This is a genomic window from Stutzerimonas stutzeri, assembly GCF_024448715.1.
Classification (GTDB): Bacteria; Pseudomonadota; Gammaproteobacteria; order Pseudomonadales; family Pseudomonadaceae; genus Stutzerimonas; species Stutzerimonas stutzeri_AR.
The window spans coordinates 39658-57736 of the sequence record NZ_JAMOHZ010000006.1; the positions used below are offsets into that span (position 1 = coordinate 39658).

Consider the following 18079-nt stretch of genomic DNA (forward strand, 5'->3'; position numbering starts at 1 on the left):
TTCAGCTACTGCTTTTATTAAGTTATTGATTTTAAAGTACATTTTTTGAGTAAAAAATGGCATGGTGCTTGCGATGTTACCTGTGAATCTGCGGTCGGAGTGATGCCGCAGACATTTGAAGAAAACAGGAGTGCCACTATGAATATGATCCAGAACTCTCTTACCGCTGCTGCCGCCGTCGCTGCGCTGAGCTTGCCTATGACAGGCGTTGCGTTCGCTGACACCACCCCAGCGCTGGATAACACTGATACCGTCATGCTGGCCACGAACGACACTATGGATAAGGCTGGCGATGCTGTTTCCGATACCTGGATCACCACCAAGGTGAAGTCGTCCCTGCTGGCCGAAGATGCCACTCCCGGTATGGATATCGAAGTAGAGACCAAAGATGGTGTGGTGTCGCTGTCCGGCACTGTCGCAACTGAGGCCGAGCGTGAAATGGCCGTCAACAAGGCCAAAGCTGTGAAAGGCGTCCGCGACGTTTCTGCGGATGGCCTAAAAACTGTCGACTAATCGAAATCTTCCCATCGCGTAAGCGGTGAGAACGAGCCCCACCTTCGCGTGGGGCTTTTTTGTGATTTCAACGACCGCGTTGGCTCTCTATTCGGCGCAAGCGGTTCCCTTCGAACCGTAGGAAATGGTACATGCCGTTGTTCGGCCCGTAGTCCCACTCTTCAACCTGCACTTCCTGGCGGAAGCCATATTCATCGACGACTTCCTTGTAGCCGACTAGCGAGGCGCTGGACGGCTCGCCGCATTTGTTTCTGACTTCGGCTGTAGACGCTTCAAGGCTGACCAGGGCGCTGTTACAACGATAAGTCGAGGACGCTTGGGCATTGCAAGCGAACATGAACAGGCTCAGCAGGACGGCAGGCAAAGCGGGAGACATGGAAAATCCTTTTGTTCAGCGAGCGCGGCGCGACTCGATGCGTGTCAGTCGGTTGCCCTCGAAGGTGAGAATGCTGAGCATGCCGTTGTTGGGACCGTAGAGCCATTCCTCTATGACCAATTCCTGCCTGGCCTGGGGACCAAGCGTGTAGCCAATCAGATCGCGCTGAACAGGTTCGCCGCACTTGCGTTCTACTTCGAATGCCCTATCGCCAGTGCTGACCAGTTGGCTGCCGCAGCGTAGCGTATCGGCCTGCGATAGCGAGGCTGAAAGCGCCAAAACGAGTAACAGGGCACGACCGATAAGAGCTGGCATTTCACTCGGTTCCAAGGTGCAAGGGCGTCGGGATTTGTCCGTCCTGTCCGGTATGGCTGATGCCAGTGTCCAGCAGGTATACCCGCGAATCATCCAGGCCTGCCTGTTCGACCAAATATTCTTTGATTGAGCTGGCACGGTCGCGGCTCAATCGACGCAGCAGGGCGGTGCTGTCTGCTCGGCTGGCTACCACCGCGTCGCGCATCTTCTCGCTGCGTACCTGCTCGTCGAGCTCGTCCCATTGAGCAGGCGGTTGTTTTCCAAGCCTGCTGCGGTAGATGCCCTCTAGCAATGCGGTTTTCTCCTCCTCGCCGACTTCCAGCTGCGCGGCATCGGCAGGCACCTTGTCGCCACGACGTTGCAGCATTTTGTACCAAGTTTCCTGATATTCGCGTTGCAACCACTGTTCGGCCAGCAGCGGCCCGTCCGCTTGTGGCGAGCTTTGGCCTTCGACTTCAAGGCGTAACACTGGGCGTTCCTGCAGAGCATGGGCCAGGGTGTCAAGGTTGCCGCGCGCCTGCTGATCGAGGTCGCTGCTGCCTGGAGCGAAGAGCACTTGGCTGAGGTCGCCCTGATCGCCACCCGCGAGCCCAGCAAGAAACTTGAAAGGTGCCTTGACCGTGCGCGTGATGAGGTTGCGCAGTGTCTGCCAGACGATGGGCATGACATCGAATTGGGGATTGTTGAGGTTGCCCTGTACCGGCAGCTCGATAGAGATCGTGCCCCGACTGTCCTTCAATAGCGCGACGGCCAATCGCACCGGCAGGTCAACTGCCTCGGGGCTGTCGACCTGCTCGCCGAGCTGTAGCTGCTGCAGCACGACTTTATTTTCGGCATTCAGTTGGCCCTGCTGGATGCGGTAGTGCAGGTCGAGATCGAGCCGGCCCTTGCGGATGCGGTAACCGGCGAACTTGCCGGAGTAGGGGGAAAGGGTGGTCAGTTCGACTTGCCTGAAGCTGGTAGCGATATCAAGACTCTGCAACGGATCGAAGGGGGTGAGCTCCCCCTTGATGCTCACCGGTGCGTAGCGGTCGACCTTACCTTTGACATCAACCGAAGCTGACAGCTGTTCCCGATTGTCGATCGTTCCGATTTCGCCATTGAGCTCCTGCACCGCCGTGATAAACGGCGGGCGCAAACTGAGGTCGGAGAAATTCGCCGATCCGTCGTTGATTGAGATTCCGCCGATGTGGATGGCCATCGGCTCCGTCGGCTCCGTCGGCTCCGTTGCGCCGGGAGTTGCGTCGCTATCGACGGTTGGCGTCTTGTCCACCAGCAGATCGTTGATGTTGGTGGTGAGGTCTGGGTTGATGATGAAGCGTGCATAGGGCTGCGTCAGGTCGATGCGCTCTATCTGTAATTGCTGAGGGTGTCGGTAATCGAGCCCGCCGAGCTGCAGACGCTGCCATTTGACGAAGTCGCGGTCGTTGATCGTGTCCAGCGTGTGCATCTGGGTGATCTCGGCAGCCCCTCCGAGATTGAACGCCAGCGGTTCGGTGCCGGTCAGTTCGAATTCCAGTTGGCTGGCCAGGAGCCCGCTGCGTAATTCCAAATGCACGAAGGGTGTCAGGTAGGCCTGGGCGATGCGCAGGTCGATATCCTGCGTCTTGATGCTCAGCCTCCCTGTAGCAGGCTTTAGTTGCAGCTGCCCCTCTGCCTGCAGCGAGCCCTGATTGCCAACGGCTGTGTCCAGTTCGAGGCTGAAAGGAGAGGTGCCCAGACTGTCGAAGTCAGACACATCGAGATTCAGCGGACCCAGCTCCAAGGTGACTTCTTCATCTGGCACGCGATCGCTCAGATGCACCTGATAGTCGCGCAGCTGTGCGTCACGCAACAGAACCTGCCAGGCATTGCTGTCTGCTGTAGTACCGTCGTCAGACGAGGGTGATTGCGGTGGCTCGGTATTGTCTGTTTCCTGGATCGTCTGGCTCTGGTCATCGGCTGCATCCGGTGAGGATGTGAGCAGCTTCTGCCAGTTCAGCTCGCCGTCGTGCTCACGGGTTGCCCAGGTTTCTAGCTTGTGACTTCGCAGCTGACCGATTACCACCTGCTGCTTGGCCAGATCCAGCGAAGTCTGGCTGATTTCCAGGTTTTCCAGGCGAACCAGCGGCTGTCCATCGGGGGCGTCGAGCTTGAGTGGCGCCAGTTGCGCATTCAGATCGCTCAGTTGCAGCTCGGTGCGTTCCGCAAGGTCGAGTCGATAGTCGCTGGCGAAACTCAGTTGACCTTCCTGTAGCTGCAGCGGTATCGAGTCATGTGCATATGCCCAGAAGTCCTTCAGCATCAGGTTACTGATTTCTAGCCGACCGGACGACCTGATCGGTGCCAGATTGACCTGTCCTGTCCAGTCCACACGGGCACCGCTGGGGCCGGTGGCGACCAGGACCGCGTCGGCTGCGTCATCCGAACGGGTGGCGAAGTTGAGCAATTCGAAGTTGAGCGAATCGAGCAGAAAATCGATAGGCTCCTCGGGTCGTTGATCGGCGAAGTGGACCGAGCCTTTCACCAACTGAAGCCGGCCGATGCGCAGTGCGAAGGGTTCGTCATCAGTCTCGTCCGGGCTCTCCTCGTCTGTAGCGGGTGGCAGATCGAATAGCTGAGCCAGATTGAGTACGCCGTTCTTGTCGAAGACCACTTCGGTGTGCAGTTGAATCAGTTCTATGTTCTCGATCTGCAGGACGCGACGCCACAGGCTGCTCCATTCCAGGTCGAGATAGAGGCGCTCAAAGCCGAGTTGCTGCTGTTTTTCTTCGCCAAGGCGCAGGTTGAACAGTGTGAGTTCGAGACTGAACGGGTTGAATTCGATCCGCTCCAGCCGTGCCGGTACCGTTGCGTACTGAATCAGCTGCTGATTCACGACACGCTGGGCGACACCGGGCAGTATCAGAAAGCCGAGGAGGCAATAGCAGACCAGAGCGGCCATCAGGCCGATGAGTACGCGCTTCATTCCGTTGGGCATGCGGATCTACTTTCCAGGCGATGGAATGCCTTGGAGTATGGCACGAGACGCGGGTTCCTCTGGCACGCTGGCGTCTACGGCACTTCACAATTGCAGTACGAGGACCTTCAGTGGGGGCTGTCCGTCGGCTGACGGAAAGTCCGCTGCGGGTGACAGTGCCTGCCAATGACGTACCGGCCTTCCGGCCTTGGTCGCGCAGCGCAGCACCTGTTCGCGCCAGTCTTCCAGATGGACCTTCGCCAGGTTGTTGCAGCAGATCAGCACGCCACCATCGGCGGTGGCGAGCAGGGCGGGTTTGAGCAGGCTTTGGTAGTCACGTAACAGGTCGACCGTGCCGAATGCGCTTTTCGACCAGGCCGGAGGATCGAGCAGTACTAGGTCGAACTGCTTCGGTGCGAGGCGGGGATACTCAGGAAGCTGACGACCGCGTCGCTGCGGAACCGGCAAGCCCGCCAACTGCCTGATCGCCGGAAAATAGTCCGATTGAACGAACTGCATGGGCGCCAGGTCGGGGTTGAGCGCGCCGTTCTCCCGCCCGACCGCCAGGTTGCTTTCGGCGAAGTCCAGGTTGCAGACTTCGCGCGCACCGCCGGCTGCGGCGCAGAGACCGACGCCGCAGGTATAGGCGAAAAGGTTGAGAACCGACTTGCCGGCGCTGTTGGTCTTGACCCAGCCGCGAACATTGCGCAGATCGAGAAACAGCAGCGGATCCTGGCCGCTGTGACGAGCGCGCACGCGGTAATTGATGCCCCATTCCCGCCCGACCTGATCTTCCAGTGCGGTTGCATCGGCGCGGTACACCGGGTCGTTTCTATCGATGCGCGAATTGCCCTGGGAACGGTCGTTATAGACAAGAGACAGGTTCCCGCCGAGGCTTGCGCAAACCTGCGCATGCAGGGCCAACAGCGCGTCACGTTCGAGGGTTTGATGAAAGCTCTGCACCAGTAGCTGCGGGCCGTAACGGTCGACCGTCAGGCCTGGAGCACCTTCCTGGCTGCCGTGGAACAACCGGTAACAGTCGGTAGCCTGGTCGTGCAGTTGAATGAGCAATCCTTCGCGATTGCGGTAGGCGGCGCGCAGAGCCTGTTCGAGAGAGGGCATGCGTGGCGACTCGGAGAAATGGGCGCGCAGTTTATCGAAAAACGCCGGCGTTGAGCCTGCGTGGTGCTGTCTCAGCGTTCGGGGCGACTCCACCTGCAAAACTTGCCAAGCAGGCTAGCGGCTTGGCAGGCCCATGCGGCGCCGCGCTCGATGTACCGAACCACTGTGCACCGCCCAGCGAAGCACAGGCGCGGTGCGCCTGACCCCGAACCGGATCAATTGGCGCTGGTGCGGTCCCTGCTGTAGCCCAAGCATGGCGCTTGCCCAGTCCGGCAGCAGCTCAACGCCGGCTTGCATCATCAGGGCGCCAAAAGGTCTAGCCAACATGCTGGGCGCCGGGGCGCTGAAAAGTACGCGAATGATCTCCCGGGAGCGCTCGTCACATCGTAGCTGTGGCCGTACTACCTCCAGGTAGTTCGCGACCTGTTCTCTGGAGCGCGGTACGTTCCGTGCGCCAAGACTTTCGGCAATTAGGGCGACTTCCGCGTAATAGCGATCTTGCTCGTTATCGGGGAGGGCGGGATTTAGGTAACGCAGATGCGCTTTGATAAAGCTGCTGACCTCAGCCACATGCACCCAGGTCAGCAAGTCTGGATCGTAGGCGGCGTAGGGACGACCATCGGCGGCGTGTCCGGTGACCTTCAGGTGGATCGACCGGACCCGCTCGATCAACCGCTGTGCATCGGCCTGGCTGCCAAATGTCGTTGCCGAGATGAACTGGCCGGTGCGGCGTAGGCGACCAAGCAAGTCTTCGCGAAAGTTCGAGTGATCCCAGACACCTGCCAGTGCCAGCGGGTGCAAGGCTTGCAGCAGTAAGGCGGAAATGCCTCCGACCAGCATCGAAGTGAAGTCGCCATGCACGCGCCAGCAGACAGAGTCCGGGCCGAACAGTCCGGGGTCGCCCGGCGGATTTTCATAATCGATGCCGCCGATGGCCAAGCCGGTGAGGCTGAGCACCTGCGATTCGATACGACGGCGGATAAATTCCATGGCGGCGGTAAGCGATGGCTTGAGTAAAACAGGATGTTACCCGAAGCTCCCCTGTTACCAGTCAGTCGGAGTGATGCGAAGGGGACGTTGAAAGGTGAGGCCGGACAGCAATGGCACACTGTCCGGTTACTCCGTCCAATCAGCCGCGATGCCGCCCGCGGAAGAAGTCGATCAGGCCCTGAGTCGATGCATCTTCTGCCGGTGGTGCGTCGAAGCTGGTCATCTGACCGTAGACGGCCTTGCCCAGATCCTTGCCCAGTTCGACGCCCCATTGATCGAATGAATTGATTCCCCAGATCACGCCCTGCACGAACACCTTGTGCTCGTACAGGGCAATCAGCGCGCCGAGACGGCCCGGACTGATGGTTTCCATGACGACCGTATTGCTCGGACGGTTGCCTGGAATCACCTTGTGCGGTGCGAGGCGCTGGATCTCGGCTTCGCTCATGCCCTTGGCTCGAAGTTCGGCTTCGGCTTCTTCGCGGGTCTTGCCCAGCATCAGTGCCTGACTCTGTGACAGGCAATTGGCGTAGAGCCACTCGTGGTGATCGGCAACCGGGTTGTGACTGACGACCGGCACGATGAAGTCGGCCGGAATCAGCGGGGTGCCCTGGTGCAGCAGTTGATGATAGGCGTGCTGGCCGTTGGCGCCGACGCCGCCCCAGATCACCGGGCCGGTGGTGCAGGAAACCGGCGTGCCGTCCTGGCGGACGCTCTTGCCGTTGGACTCCATGTCCATCTGTTGCAGGTGTTTGACGAAGTTGCGCAGGTAGTGATCGTACGGCAGGAAGGCGTAGCTCTGTGCGCCCCAGAAGTTGTGGTACCAGACGCCGAGCATCGCCAGCAGAACAGGCATGTTGCTTTCGAACGGCTCGTTGAGGAAATGCTGGTCCATGCTGTAGGCACCGGACAGCAAATCCTTGAAGTTGGACATGCCAATGGCCAGTGCGATGGGAAGGCCAATCGCCGACCACAGTGAGTAACGTCCGCCAACCCAGTCCCACATTGGGAAAATATTTTTCTCGCGAATACCGAAGTCCACCGCGGCTTGCTTGTTGCTTGTGACGGCGATGAAGTGTCGGTAGAGCTTCTCCTCGGTGCCGCCCTTGCCCAGATACCAAGTGCGCGCGGCTTGGGCGTTCTTCAGTGTCTCAAGAGTGCCGAAGGTTTTGCTGGAGATGATGAACAGTGTGGTCTCGACGTTGAGCTTGGCGGTTACTTCGCGGAATTCGCTGCCGTCGATGTTGGCTAAGTAATGCGTTCGCACGCCGTGCTGGGTGAACGGTAGCAGCGCTTCGGACACCAGTTGCGGGCCGAGGAACGAGCCGCCGATGCCGATATTCACCACGTCGGTAATGGTCTTGTCGCTGAACCCACGCCAAAGGTTGTTGTGAATGCGAGTAACGATGTCCGTCATCTGCGCCAGCGCAGTATGTACGTCGCGCATGATGTTCTTCCCGTCGACCATCACCGAGTCGCCCATCGGACGGCGCAGGGCGGTATGCAGTACCGGGCGGTTTTCCGATGCGTTGATCCGCTCGCCCTCGAACATGGCGTGAGCGGCCTGTTCCACACCCGCTTCACGCGCGAGATTGACCAGCAGCGTGCGTGTTTCGGCGGTAATCAGATTCTTCGAGTAATCGAGAAACAGGCCGCAGCAGGAAACCGACAGATCATCGAAGCGTGTCGGGTCGGCCTTGAATGCCTCGCGCATGCGGAAGTTCTGCATCGTTAGGCGGTGTTCTTCCAAAGCCTTCCATGACGACAGGCCGGTGGCATCGAGAGGGTGCTGGTAATAGCTCATGGTAGTGCGGCTTCCTTTGCTTGGCGGACTGCCTGCGTATCTGCGCGTCCATGCGACGGCATGGATGCCTACAGCCGTCGGACAGTCATTCGATCAACTGACACGCTGGCCTTCATCCTGAACGAAGTAGATGCGTACCGCTCCATGGGACGAAGCGGCGACGGCACAATCCTGTGCGTTCGAGACTGGTCTGACTTGGAAAAACGCCCGGCGTTCCGAGCGCTCGCCGTCCGTGTTACCAATACTAGCCAGAACACTGGGACCATTGCAGATTTCGCTTGTCAGGGGAAACCCCCAAGACACAAAAAAGCCCGCAGCGTAGGTGACGTTGCGGGCTTTCTGTACAGCTCATTTCGATCAGGCGACCTGTACCGGAATGGCGTTGCTGGTATGACTGAGATCGCCGTCCGCACCCATGTAAAGAACGTGGGGTTTGAAACTAGCCAGCTCGGCTTCGCTGTAGTGCGCATAAGCGCAGATGATCAATCGATGACCGACGCCGGCCTTGTGGGCTGCCGCGCCGTTGACGGAAATGATCTTCGAACCTTCCTCGCCGCGGATGGCGTAGGTGGTGAAGCGTTCACCATTGTCCACATTGTAAATTTGGATTTGCTCGTATTCGCGGATGCCGGCCAGGTCCAGCCAGTCACCGTCGATGGCGCAGGAGCCTTCATAATCCAGCACCGAGTGGGTCACCTGGGCGCGGTGCAATTTGGCCTTGAGCATGATGGCGTGCATGGCGGGTTCCTCCGGGTGCGCAAGCGGCGCAGAGTGTGCACGAACCCTCAGATGTGATCAAGACCGAGGGGCGGGCGGGGCAGTGCCGATAGTCGGCGGTTATACGGATGTGGGCCTGATATCAACCAGCAGGTTGTCGATCAGACGGGTCCTGCCGAGGAACGCTGCTACTAGAATGACCAGCTCGCGTGTATCGGCTGTGGCTGGCTGCAGATCCGTCGCGTTACGGATTTCCAGATAGTCGGGACGTAGGCCGGCTGCTTGCAATGTCTGTTGTCCCTTGGCCAGTAGTGCCGGGTAATCGCGGTTCCCGTTGCGAATCGCGTCCGCCAGCTGATTCAGCGTGCGGTATAGCGCTGGAGCGGTGGCGCGTTCGTCGGCACTGAGGTAGCCGTTGCGCGAGGACAGCGCCAAGCCGTCTTCGGCACGCATGGTCGGCTCGCCAATGATCTGCACCGGCATGTTCAGGTCACGAACCATAGTGCGGATCACCGCCAGCTGCTGGAAATCCTTCTGGCCAAACACGGCGAGGTCAGGCAGTACCATATTGAACAGCTTGCTGACCACAGTCGAGACGCCATCGAAGTGTCCCGGACGACTGCCGCCACAGAGCCCCTCGGACACGCCGGGAACGCTGACGATAGTTTGCAACGCCTGACCATGGGGATACATTTCCTCGACGCTGGGCGCAAACAGCAAATGGCATCCCGCATCGAAGAGCTTCTCCTGGTCGGCCGCGAGCGTACGCGGATAATTGGCAAGGTCTTCATTGGGGCCGAACTGCAGCGGATTGACGAAGATGCTCGCGACGACGAAGTCGGCGCGCTGGCCGGCTTTCTTCACCAAGGCGATATGACCGGCGTGCAGGTTGCCCATGGTCGGTACAAAGCCGATGCGCTTGCCTTCCCCGCGTGCGCGCGCCACTGCGGCGCGCAGGTCGGCGACGGTTTTCACCACGTTCATGACGAGAACCCGTGTTCGGCGGCTGGGAATTCCACTTTTTTCACTGCCTGGACATAAGCTGCGATGGCGGACGTGATGTCGCCATGTTCCCGCATGAAATTCTTGACGAATTTAGGCGCACGTCCGCTCAGGGACAGGCCGAGCATGTCATGCAGTACCAGTACTTGGCCGTCTGTTGAGCTGCCAGCACCGATACCGATCACCGGCACCGAAACCGCCTGGGTGATGCGTGCCGCAAGTTCACTGGGCACGCATTCAAGCAACAGCATTGCAGCGCCCGCGGCCTCGAGTGCCTTGGCGTCAGCGATCATCTGCAGCGCCTGGGCTTCCTGGCGGCCTTGTACCTTGTAGCCACCCAGGACGTTGACCGTCTGCGGAGTGAGGCCCATATGCGCGCAGACCGGAATGCCGCGTTCGGTCAGCAGGCGGATGGATTCGGCCAGCCAGGCTGCGCCTTCGACCTTGATCATGTGCGCGCCGGCTTTCATCAGTGCGGCTGAATTGTTCAACGTCTGCTCGACGGTGGCGTTGGCCATAAAGGGAAGATCGGCGACTATCATCGCGCCACGGTTCCCACGCTTGACGCAGGCGGTGTGATAAGCCATCTCGTCCACTGAAACGGGGAGCGTGCTGTCGTGACCTTGCAGGACCATGCCCAGGGAGTCGCCGATCAGCAACATCTCCACTCCGGCTTCGCAGGCGGTCTTGGCGAAGGTCGCGTCATAGCAGGTGAGCATGACAATCTTCTCGCCTTTCTGCTTGAGGCCTTGCAGGGTAGTCAGGGTTACGTCTGGCATTGATGCCGTCCTCCTAAAGCCTCTGAGATCACGATTGCAGTCGGAGCGTCAGCGATGGGGCGGGCTTGCCCCACTCGATGCGTGCCGGCAGAGGGCGCTTATAGTCCCGATGGCGGCGTGCTAAGTCAATCGTGAGTGTTACCTGCGTTGTTACAACTGTTACCGAGTGGTTACAGCGGCTCGTCCAACCGCTCGAGACCCTCGAATGGGCAGGCTGCGAGCAGATCGACAAGGCGGCGGCCGTCGGCCAGTCGCAACGCTTGAGGTGCCACATCTGCCAGGGGATACAACACGAATGGCCTGGCGTGCAGATGATAATGCGGGACTGTCAGGCGTGGCTCGTCGATGATGCGGTCACCGAACAGCAGGATATCCAGATCCAGCGTTCGTGGTCCCCAGCGCTCGGCTTTGCGTATCCTGCCCTGGGCCAGTTCGATGGCTTGCAGCGCCTCGAGCAACGCCAGCGGTGCCAGCGAAGTATCCAGAGCGGCGACGGCGTTGTTATAGCGTGGTTGGTCCGGTGGTCCGAGCGGGTCACTGACATAAAGAGAGGAAACGGCGGCAATCCGGGTTTCGGGAGTTCTGGCCAATGCGTCGAGTGCTTCGCGCAATTGCTGACGAGGTTCGGCCAGATTACTGCCGAGGCCGATATACACGCGTTCCATCAGTCAGTAGAGGCTGGCGCGTTTTCGCTAGGTCCGCGCTTACGGCGGCTGCTACGACGGCGCTTGCGCGGTGCGCCGGCGCCATCATCCTTGCTGCTGAGGCCGCGAATCATGTTGCGACGCTCGCTATCACTGGCTTCCTGGTAGTCGGTCCACCATTCGCCCAGGTCGTCGGTTTGCTCTCCGGCGCTTTCGCGTAATAGAAGAAAATCGTAGCCAGCGCGAAAGCGCGGGTTTTCCAGCAGTTGATCGGCGCGACGTCCCTGGCGACGTGGCAGGCGTTCTTGCATGTCCCAGATTTCCCGCATCGGCATGGTGAAGCGCTTGGGAATGGCGGTGCGCTGGCATTGTTCCCAAATCAGGTCATGCGCAGCTTCCTGCATGGCCGGAATAGGCGGCAGGCCACGGGCCTGCGCTTCGGCAACGCGTGCCGGTAGTGCTGGCCAGAGCAGGGCGGCAAAGAGAAAGGCGGGGGTGACCGGCTTGCCCTGGGCGATGCGTTGGTCGGTATTGGCCAGGGCATTGCGAATCAGGGTGCCTGCGTATTCCGGATTGTCTTCCAGCGCCTCGGCGCTAGCTGGGAACAGTGGCGCGAAGAGGTCGTAATCCAGCAGCAACTCGAAGGTACGCTCGGCCTTGCCGCTGAGGAACAGCTTGATGATTTCGTCGAACAGGCGGGCTGAAGGCACATCGTTCAGCAGATCGGCCAGCTCGGCAATGGGTTCGGCGCTGTGCTGCTCGATCTCGAAGTCCAGTTTGGCGGCGAAGCGGACCGCTCGCAGCATGCGCACCGGATCTTCCTGATAACGCTGCTCGGGGTCGCCGATCAGGCGGATCAGCCTATTGCGAATGTCATGTACGCCGTGGGTGTGGTCGAGAATGCGCTCGGTCGAGGGGTCGTAATACAGCGCGTTGATGGTGAAGTCGCGACGCTGGGCATCGTCTTCCAGGCTGCCATAGACGTTGTCGCGCAGGATGCGGCCGCTTTCGTTACGCGAAGCCAGGTGGCTGGCCTCGTCGTCATCTTCTTCCGGGTGATTGGCGCGGAAGGTGGCGACCTCGATGATCTCGCGTCCGAAATGCACATGGACCAGCTTGAAACGTCGACCAATGACCCGAGCGTTGCGAAATTCGGCGCGCACCTGTTCGGGCGTGGCGCTGGTGGCAACGTCGTAGTCCTTCGGGTCCAGCTCCAGCAGCAGATCGCGGACGCAACCGCCCACGACGTAGGCCTCGTACCCGGCATGCTGAAGTCGCTCGACGACGCTGACGGCGTGTCGGCTGAGGTCGTTGCGATGCAGCGAATGCTGCCGGCTGGACAGTATTTCGGGAGTGCGACGAGGATGCGGGAAGCGGCGCAAGGGAGAACGAAAAGACTGGAACAGCTTTTTCAGCATGGGAGGCACTGTGTGGCGAAATGACAAGGTGGCGAAGGGAATAGCCACGAAACGAGCGTGGATTCTAGCACCGGGAACAGGGATGGTGAACGAAGCGCGGGGAGGTGTCAAAACAACGGCCAAAGCCAGAAAGCACTAGGGGGAGCCGAAGCTCCCCCTTTAAATGATGTCGCGTGCTTTGTTGTTATTAGTATTTCGGGCGTGTTGTTTTTGTTTGATCACCCGTTCCTTTCAGCTATCGCTTCCGGGAATCGCTCCTACGTTGGGAGCAAAGAGCAAACGGATTTCTTTGGTCGCTGATTTGCCATCGATCAAATGATCCAACCAGTTCAGGCTCTGCTTATGCAGTTCTTGTTGTTCTCAGCCTGGTCGTGGGGACAAAACCCCATTTGGCATTTCCTCTCCAAAAGAATCAGTTAGCTACGCCTCCGCCTTCTTGTATTTATTCTGCTAGAGCCGGTACGTCTTGTTCTTATTGTGGGTCTGCTTGTTATTGTTGTTGTGCCAGATAGAAAGCATTTGCCGTGCCAGTTTTAAAAAATGCTTTGTAATCAGTAGCTTGTGTTTTTTGTCCGTTGATCTCGCTTGCGCGGACCCGGTTTCCCGTTACCGATAAACCCGGTTTCTGTTACGTGTCGGTGAGGTAGGTAACAACTCGCTACCCGGTGGCGCTCGATTTGCGCCGGGGGATTCCCAGGCGCTGGCGACGTTCCCACAGGCACTTGCGGCTGATGCCCAGCTTGCGGGCGAGCTCGGTCTCGGTCATGTGGTCCTGATGCTCTAGCACGAAATGCTGAAAATAGTCCTCTAGCGACAAATCTTCGGTCGGCTCGTTGCTGGTCGAGACGGCGGAACCCAGCGAAGCACAGGATTCATCGAAATCGTCATCGAGGGCGTCGATCTCAATATCGATGCCCAGTAGCTCGGCGCTAATCTCCGCGCTCTCGCTGAGGATTGCCGCTCGCTCGATGGCATTTTCCAATTCACGCACATTGCCCGGCCAAGCATAAAGCCGTACAGCCTGCTCGGCCTCGCGAGAAAAATGCAGTTCGTCGCCGCCCATGCGCTCGCACTGTCGCGCCAGGAAGGCCTTGGCGATCTCCAGCACGTCGCCGTCGCGCTCGCGTAGAGGCGGTAGCTTCAATGCAATGACATGCAGCCGGTAATAGAGGTCCTCGCGAAACTGTCCACTCTTGGCCAGCGTCTTCAAGTCGCGGTGGGTCGCGGCGATCAGGCGCACGTCGACCTTTTGCGACTGGGTAGAGCCGACCCGGCGGATCTCACCTTCCTGCAGCACGCGTAACAGCCGCGCCTGTGCTTCCAGAGGGAGTTCGCCGATCTCGTCCAGAAACAATGTTCCGCCATCGGCAGCTTCGACCAAGCCGGCGCGACCTGCGCTGGCGCCGGTGAACGCACCTTTTTCATGACCGAAGAGCTCGGACTCGATCAGCGTTTCTGGGATCGCGGCGCAATTGACTGAAATCATGGGCGCCCTGGCCCGGCGGGAGAGGTTGTGCAGGGCGCGTGCGACGAGCTCCTTGCCAGTGCCCGATTCCCCCTGGATCAATACATTGGAGTCGGTCGGTGCGACCTTGCGGATCTTGCCGAACAGGTCCTGCATCGGGCTGCAGCGGCCGATGATGCCGATCTCGCTGTTGCCCGCGTTGCCTTGGGTCGTAGTCCCGGTGGCGGTAGATGTGCCTCGCAATGCGGCAGCTGGTGCGGTGGCGGCCTGTTGCCGATCGTTGAGTATGCGCGCCACGGTCTGCAGCATCTCGTCGTGGTCGAAGGGCTTGGCGATGTAGTCCACAGCGCCCATTTTCATCGAGTCCACCGCCGAGCGCAGGCTGGCATAGCTGGTCATGATCAGCACCGGAGTGCCCTCGGCGAGCTTGATCAGTTCGGTGCCGGGCGCACCGGGCAACCGCAAATCGCTGACGATGAGATCGAAACCCGGAATGCTGAAGCGCTCTTGCGCTTCCTGCACCGAACCGGCTTCGCTGACCTCGTACTGGTTGCGTTCGAGCAGTCGGCGCAGGGCGGAGCGGATGATGGTTTCGTCTTCGACGATCAGAATATGTGACATCAGTACTCTCTCGACGGTCTGGAGGCGGTTACAGGCCGGTGGGGCACGGCGCGGAGCAAAGCTTGTCCCGGGGCGCCAGCGCATACGGGCTGACCCTTTGCAAGGCTCTGCCTAGTCAATTGCATGCGGTGTCGTTCACGGCCAATAGCAGGCGAAAACGCTGCTCGCATCGTCAATCAGTGGCATTTGTTGCCTCGACATGCCGCGGCAGGGTGATGCGCAAGCGGGTGCCGCGTTGGGTCTCCGGGTCTGCCGGGCTGTCGATATCGATCTGGCCATAATGCTCTTCCACGATCGAATAGACCAGCGCGAGGCCCAGCCCCGTGCCTTCGCCGGGGTCTTTAGTAGTGAAGAAGGGCTCGAACAGACGGTCCTGAATCGACTGCGGGATTCCGCTACCTTCGTCTTCGACGATGAGATATGCGGTCTGCTCGGACACCTCGCTACGCACACGAATCGCACCGCCGGGCTCCGAGGCGTCGCGGGCGTTGGACAGCAGATTTATCAGCACCTGGGCGAGGCGTTGCGGATCGCCTTCGGCAAGATGGTCTGGGTCGCAGAGGTTGAAGAAACGAACCTCGGTGCCGTGCCGGTTGAGTGAGAGCAGGGCGATCGCATCCTGCGTGACCTCGGCCAGACTTACCGGGTACAGATCCTGCTGCCGTCCCCCGGCATGGGCGAAGCTCATCAGCGATTGGACGATCCGCGAGACGCGCTTGGTCTGTTCCACGATCTGGTTGCTGATTTCACTGATTTCACTGTCGGCTTCGCGCTCTTCTCGCAGGTTTTGCGCCAGGCAGGCAATGCCGGTGATCGGATTGCCGATTTCATGGGCGACTCCGGCGGCCAGCCGGCCGATACTGGCCAGGCGTTCGGAGTGAACCAGGCGGTCTTCGAGTTGCTGGGTTTCGGTGAGGTCTTCGATCAACAGGACCAGGCCGCTGTTACCAGGCGCCAGCGGCTCGGCGATGGCCGCCTTGTGTAGATTCAGGCAGCGGCTGTGGCCATCCAGTTGCAATCGCTGCTTATGTAGATGCTCGTCGCTTTGCTCGATGAAACCCATCAGCAGGCTCTGCCAAGGCTCGGCGATGGTGGGCAGACGCGAACCAACCACTTGCAGTGCTGGAATCTCGGTGAGTTCTTCCAGCGCACGGTTCCACATCAAAATTTCCTGATCCTTGGCCAGCGAGCAGACGCCCATCGGCAGCTCCTGTAGCGTCTGGCGGTGATAGCGGCGTAGCGCATCGAGCTCTGCGGCAAGGCCGGTCAGGCGCGAGTGGTATTCCTCCAGGCGGCTTTCGATGAAGTGAATGTCTTCGGTGACGTAACCATCGGCGCCGTTCTTGTAAGACAGAAAATTCTCGACGATATCCTGCGCAACGCTCGGGCCCATGAGGCCCGACAGGTTCGCCTCGATGCGGTCGCGCAGCCGGCGCAGGGCATAGGGGCGATGCTCATCGAAGGGTAGCTGTAGGTCTCGCAGGGCCTGTTCCACTTCGCGCTGTGCGGTCTTGGCACCCAGCGGTTTGGCTAGCTGGGTAGCGAATTCCTGCGGCGAGCCGGCTGCCAGTTCGCGTCGTTGTGGTCGGCGCACGTTTTCCACGGCGCAGGCTTCGGCTGCGGCCTGCTCCTCGGCGCTAGTTTCGGTGAACAGCGAGAACAGTGAGAATGCCAGGACGTTGATTGCCAGCGAGGCGATTGCCGCCAAGTGCCAGCTAGTGTCGTCAAGCACGTAGACGACGTTGAGAAACGGGATGTAGAAGCCGTCGAGATTGCCTACCAGCGGCAATAGCATCGTTACGACCCAGACGGCGATTCCCGCCAGCAGTCCGACGATATAGCCACGGCGGTTGGCGGTCGGCCAGTAGAGCACCGAGAGCACGCCTGGAAGAAACTGCAGCGTGGCGACGAAGGCAACGATGCCCAGGTTGGACAGGTCCTGTTCTGCCCCTAGCAGGAGGTAGAAACCGTAACCGGCCATGATGATCGCCAGGATCAGGCTGCGTCGGGTCCATTTCAGCCAGCGATAGATGTTGCCTTCGGTAGGCGGCTGATAGAGCGGTAACACCAGGTGGTTGAGTGCCATTCCAGACAACGCCAAGGTACTGACGATGATCAGCCCGCTGGAAGCGGAAAGCCCACCAACGAAGGCCACGAGCGTCAGTGCCTCGCTCTGCGCCGTGATGCCCAGGCCAAGGGTGAAGTACTCTGGATTGGTGCTGACGCCGAGCTTGAGGCCCGCCCAGAGAATTAGCGGTACGGCCAGGCTCATCAGCAATAAATACAGTGGCAAACCCCAGCTGGCGCTGACCAGGGCACGCGGGTTGAGGTTTTCGGTGAACGTCATGTGATACATATGCGGCATGACGATGGCCGAGGCGAAGAACACCAGCAGCAGGGTGCGCCAGGGGCCTTCCTGCAGTGGCGTATGCAGTGCCTGTAGCGCTGACTGGTTCTGCAGCAGCCAGATTTCCAACTGATGCGGGCCGCCGAACACGGCATACAGCGCATACAGGCCAATGGCGCCGAAGGTCAGCAGTTTGACTACCGACTCGAAGGCAATGGCGAACACCAGCCCCTCATGTTTCTCCCGCGTAGCGATATGTCGAGCGCCGAAGAGAATGGTGAAAAGCATGATCATCACGCAATAACCCAGCGCCACCCGCTCCTGCAGCGGCTCGAGGGTGAGGATGCCAATGGCGTCGGCCACCGCCTGAATCTGCAACGCCAGTAATGGCAACATGCCGATCAGCATTACGATGGTGGTCAGCGCGCCGCTCCAGGTGCTACGGAAGCGGAAGGCGAACAAATCTGCCAGCGAAGCCAACTGATAGGTGCGGGTGATGCGCAGGATCGGATAAAGCAGCACTGGCGCCAGCAAAAACGCGCCGCACACGCCGAGGTAGGTGGCTAGAAATCCATAGCCGTACTGATAAGCCAGCCCGACGGTGCCGTAGAACGCCCAGGCACTGGCGTAGACGCCGAGAGACAGGGTGTAGGTCAGCGGATGACGGATCACCCAGCGCGGGATCAGCCCGCGTTCGCTGACCCAGGCAACCCCGAACAGCATCAACAGATAGGCGACGCTGATCAGGATCAGATGGCTGAGGCTAAAGCTCGTCTGCATCGCGCTGACTCTGAAGGATGAAGGTCACCACGATGAGGATCAGCCACAACAGGTAGGGCCGGTACCAGGCGCCGTTGGGATCGATCCACCAGTCCATGATCGCGGGGGAAAACAGATAGATCCCCACCACCAGGAGCAGCACCAGTCGGTAAATGTACATGCTGGAACTCATGTCGGAAGTGGGTGGATGGTAAAGCAGCGGCAAGCGGCAAGCCACAGGCTGCAAGTTAAAGCAGGCGGTCAGGTAA

General features: G+C 59.7%; 15 protein-coding genes. 1 reads left to right on the plus strand and 14 read right to left on the minus strand.

The window, feature by feature from the left end:
- Window positions 1–138 precede the first annotated feature (138 nt).
- Window positions 139–513, plus strand: a complete 375-nt coding sequence (locus tag NAV33_RS14285; RefSeq protein ID WP_255981151.1) for a BON domain-containing protein — start codon at window positions 139–141, stop codon at window positions 511–513.
- Window positions 514–580: 67 nt separating this feature from the next.
- Here the strand turns inward: NAV33_RS14285 and NAV33_RS14290 are convergent, their stop codons facing one another.
- The 14 genes from NAV33_RS14290 to NAV33_RS14355 form a co-directional block, all read right to left on the minus strand.
- On the minus strand, window positions 581–889 hold the full coding sequence (locus NAV33_RS14290; protein WP_255981153.1) for a DUF2845 domain-containing protein: 309 nt from the start codon (window positions 887–889) through the stop codon (window positions 581–583).
- A 15-nt stretch (window positions 890–904) separates the two neighbouring features.
- A complete protein-coding gene (locus tag NAV33_RS14295; RefSeq protein WP_255981155.1) occupies window positions 905–1204 on the minus strand; it encodes a DUF2845 domain-containing protein in 300 nt (99 codons plus the stop codon).
- 1 nt (window position 1205) lies between these two features.
- Complete coding sequence (locus NAV33_RS14300; protein WP_255981157.1) at window positions 1206–4163, minus strand: DUF748 domain-containing protein; 2958 nt, start codon at window positions 4161–4163, stop codon at window positions 1206–1208.
- 84 nt (window positions 4164–4247) lie between these two features.
- A complete protein-coding gene (locus NAV33_RS14305; RefSeq protein WP_255981159.1) occupies window positions 4248–5264 on the minus strand; it encodes a class I SAM-dependent rRNA methyltransferase in 1017 nt (338 codons plus the stop codon).
- Window positions 5265–5378: 114 nt separating this feature from the next.
- A complete protein-coding gene (locus NAV33_RS14310; RefSeq protein ID WP_255981161.1) occupies window positions 5379–6254 on the minus strand; it encodes an oxygenase MpaB family protein in 876 nt (291 codons plus the stop codon).
- 139 nt (window positions 6255–6393) lie between these two features.
- Window positions 6394–8058 carry a glucose-6-phosphate isomerase gene (gene pgi, locus NAV33_RS14315; RefSeq protein ID WP_255981163.1) on the minus strand — a complete coding sequence of 555 codons (1665 nt, stop codon included), beginning with the start codon at window positions 8056–8058 and terminating at the stop codon, window positions 6394–6396.
- A 357-nt stretch (window positions 8059–8415) separates the two neighbouring features.
- On the minus strand, window positions 8416–8796 hold the full coding sequence (gene panD / locus NAV33_RS14320) for an aspartate 1-decarboxylase (RefSeq protein ID WP_025240609.1): 381 nt from the start codon (window positions 8794–8796) through the stop codon (window positions 8416–8418).
- 99 nt (window positions 8797–8895) lie between these two features.
- The gene (gene panC, locus NAV33_RS14325) at window positions 8896–9759 is read right to left on the minus strand and encodes a pantoate--beta-alanine ligase (RefSeq protein ID WP_255981168.1); all 864 of its coding nucleotides are present in this window, start codon (window positions 9757–9759) and stop codon (window positions 8896–8898) included.
- On the minus strand, window positions 9756–10556 hold the full coding sequence (gene panB / locus NAV33_RS14330; RefSeq protein WP_255981170.1) for a 3-methyl-2-oxobutanoate hydroxymethyltransferase: 801 nt from the start codon (window positions 10554–10556) through the stop codon (window positions 9756–9758). The genes panC and panB overlap by 4 nt, the downstream gene beginning before the upstream one ends.
- A gap of 170 nt (window positions 10557–10726) precedes the next feature.
- Window positions 10727–11221, minus strand: coding sequence for a 2-amino-4-hydroxy-6-hydroxymethyldihydropteridine diphosphokinase (folK, locus tag NAV33_RS14335; RefSeq protein ID WP_255981172.1), 495 nt, complete (start codon window positions 11219–11221; stop codon window positions 10727–10729).
- Window positions 11221–12618 (minus strand): polynucleotide adenylyltransferase PcnB, encoded by a 1398-nt coding sequence (locus NAV33_RS14340; RefSeq protein WP_255981174.1) that lies wholly within the window; start codon window positions 12616–12618, stop codon window positions 11221–11223. The genes folK and NAV33_RS14340 overlap by 1 nt, the downstream gene beginning before the upstream one ends.
- Before the next feature lie 658 nt (window positions 12619–13276).
- Entirely contained in the window at window positions 13277–14704 is a 1428-nt protein-coding gene (locus tag NAV33_RS14345; protein ID WP_255981176.1) for a sigma-54-dependent transcriptional regulator, read from the minus strand.
- Window positions 14705–14876: 172 nt separating this feature from the next.
- Window positions 14877–17831 carry a sensor histidine kinase gene (locus NAV33_RS14350; RefSeq protein ID WP_255981178.1) on the minus strand — a complete coding sequence of 985 codons (2955 nt, stop codon included), beginning with the start codon at window positions 17829–17831 and terminating at the stop codon, window positions 14877–14879.
- Complete coding sequence (locus NAV33_RS14355; RefSeq protein ID WP_003095129.1) at window positions 17815–17991, minus strand: hypothetical protein; 177 nt, start codon at window positions 17989–17991, stop codon at window positions 17815–17817. The genes NAV33_RS14350 and NAV33_RS14355 overlap by 17 nt, the downstream gene beginning before the upstream one ends.
- Between the last annotated feature and the right edge of the window lie 88 nt (window positions 17992–18079).